Source organism: Mesotoga sp. UBA5847, from assembly GCF_002432735.1.
Lineage (GTDB): Bacteria > Thermotogota > Thermotogae > Petrotogales > Kosmotogaceae > Mesotoga.
This window is the reverse complement of the sequence record NZ_DJGL01000073.1, coordinates 29771-32290: the sequence shown is the minus strand read 5'-3', so window position 1 is coordinate 32290 and position 2520 is coordinate 29771. Positions and strand designations below refer to the sequence as shown.

The following is a 2520-nucleotide window of genomic DNA, read 5'->3' as shown; positions in this document are numbered from 1 at the left end:
AATTATACCTATGTCTTTGGTTGAATCTTCAGACTCTGGAGTATTTCGCGTTGTGGCTTGGTAATCTCGGTAAGGATATGACCGTACTTGCCTGAATATCGTACCTGAGTTAATGTTTCCATCTCGAGAAGGAGTTCTCGGACGGTGTATTTCTCTATGAGTTTTGTATCACGCATTTTCTTTCTCAAAGCACTCATAAGGATCAAGGCAATGAACTGAACAAAGAGTCTGCCATCCATAGAAGCAGCACTGTGAATGCGCAGGCGTTTCATGTCCAGCTGATTCTTCAAGTCATCAAAAGACTTCTCGATCGTATCCTTATTTCGGTATACCCTTAGTGCTTCTACAGGATCTTTAATGCCGTTAGTCAAGATTGCGAGGAAACCTGCGTAACGATCGCGGTATTTCATAATCGCTTCATTATTGAACAACACCTTCCTCCCTCTGACGGGTGTTTCCTTAATGGTGAAGAAGGCATCGTATGCCTCTTCATGACCACTTACAGTCTGCCCACTTGCCAGTTCTTCCTTGTAAGAGAGTAATTCTTCAGTGAATGTATCCATTGCAGTGGCTGCTGCATGTGCATTGTAGTAGAGATGAACATAACAGCGTCGCCTATCCTTGCCCCAAAGGAAAAGTCTTGAGTGTACATACAGGATCTCTCCATCGACCTTGCGGTAATTTTCTGGGGTCTGGATACTATCTCGGGTCTCATAGATGATGCCCTTAACCCACTTGAGACTGTTGGAAACGGCCAGAGTGAACTTGTCTCTTGCAGCAAGTAGTTCGTCTATGTTTTGCTGACTGTAGAACCCTTTGTCCAAGACAAGATGTAGCTTGGGTAGTTCAAGGTAACTGAATGTCTTCAGAAAGTGATGCAAGGTACTTACATCATTGATGTTTCCAGGTAAGCGATGATAATATGCGGGCAACTGACTCTGTTGACCAACAAGAAGTGCAAGGTTGATCTGTTTCAGCTTTTCCCTATCTCTATTGTATCCATATTTCACATACTCGTTAAGCTCTCCATACGAAGAAACTGATGTAATGTCATAACACAAATAGTCGTTCTCAACCACCTTCTTTGTCCACCTGGCAAAAAAGGTCTCTCTTTCATCATCGCCTAAAGACCTCAGTATCTCACTTATTCTCTGGCTTGTGAGTATGGCATCATATGGATTGCTATGACTCTTACTCCAAGCTTCACAGTGACTCAGCGGACCTCCACGCACAGCAAGGTAGTATGCCATGCACAAAACCTGCCGATACAACTTTGAAAAACAACCCTTCAATACCTTCTCCAGCCCGAGTTCTTTGCTCACTGCATCAAGCACCATTGCAGGACCAACAATCTTTGCAGTAGCAGGAACAGCGGGATCTCTTACAGCAGCCTGTTCAGGATTAAGTCTCTTTGAGGGAATGAACTCACCTGTTTCAGGATCGATCTTTCCTATACACACTCTCTTATTCCGTGGCTGCTTCTTCTCTTTATCCCAGTAAGATATTCCCTCATAAACGTAGGTAACCCCTGTATCCTTATTTCTTACATGAATACGATGAGCCATGCATTCTCTCCTCTCAATAGGTATACACTTATCCCTAATAAATGCACGAAATGCAAGCCCACAAGATACTGTAACGAAGATGCTATGTTGCCTTCGAAGAAACCTAGTTACAAAACAAGCGGGATGTCAGGAATAACCTCTCTAAGTCTCTTGAAACGCTCTTTTTGGTGGACGGTGGACTGTTGACGGTCAACTATGAATTCTCGCACTCTCGAGGCGAAACTCTCGACAATGCTCTTTCTCGATTGATCTTATCGGTGGACTGTTGACGGTTGACCTGAGAAGGCCTCCTGCCAAAGGCAGCCTTGCGTCCTGGCGTGATCTTCGCCAGCCTTGCGTCCACTGATGCTCTTCAGTGCGTTGCGTCCCACCGAAGGTGGCATCACTTCCGCCGATGCTTTTCGGCGCATCACTTCCCAGGACGTTTCTCCGGGCATCACTTCCTGCGCAGCAGACTTGACGTCTGTACCGTTTTTCGCGTCCTCTCGCCCTCTCTTTCTCTCTCTCTCTTCCTCTCTCCTCTTCCCGCTCTTCCAAGAACGAACGGGTTTATGCTCTTGAAAGTACGAGGGACGGTTCTTCTCGCTCTTTCAGCTCTTGCCATACCCTAAACCCCATACCCTAGAGCCGGTTCTAGGACAGAGAGAACGTGGAAGCGAAGCGTCGGAACGAGGAACCGCCTTGTTCCTAAAAATGGAGTCCCTATTTTCCGCGAGTGGCAATATAGAGCCCTTGATTGGACTTGAAACAACTAAAGAAGAAGAATTCGGAGCAGAAATCTCAGCATCACAAATATGTTGGACACCTGGTACTAAATTCAGTAATGATCATACATTTGTGATAGGCGAAAAAGGAATCTGGAAATCCAAATCCTGATTTACTTCTCCGTCGATCACTGATAAGCAAAAAACCCAGGGGGATCGACACAAGTGGTTTAGTGTAGCTCTTCTGTTTT

General features: G+C 45.4%; 2 protein-coding genes. Both read right to left on the bottom strand.

From position 1 onward, the window contains the following. Positions 1-8: 8 nt before the first annotated feature. A complete protein-coding gene (locus B3K91_RS08315; protein ID WP_292594625.1) occupies positions 9-1565 on the bottom strand; it encodes an IS1634 family transposase in 1557 nt (518 codons plus the stop codon). Between the two features lie 436 nt (positions 1566-2001). Next, positions 2002-2169, bottom strand: a complete 168-nt coding sequence (locus B3K91_RS08310; protein ID WP_292594621.1) for a hypothetical protein — start codon at positions 2167-2169, stop codon at positions 2002-2004. Positions 2170-2520 lie beyond the last annotated feature (351 nt).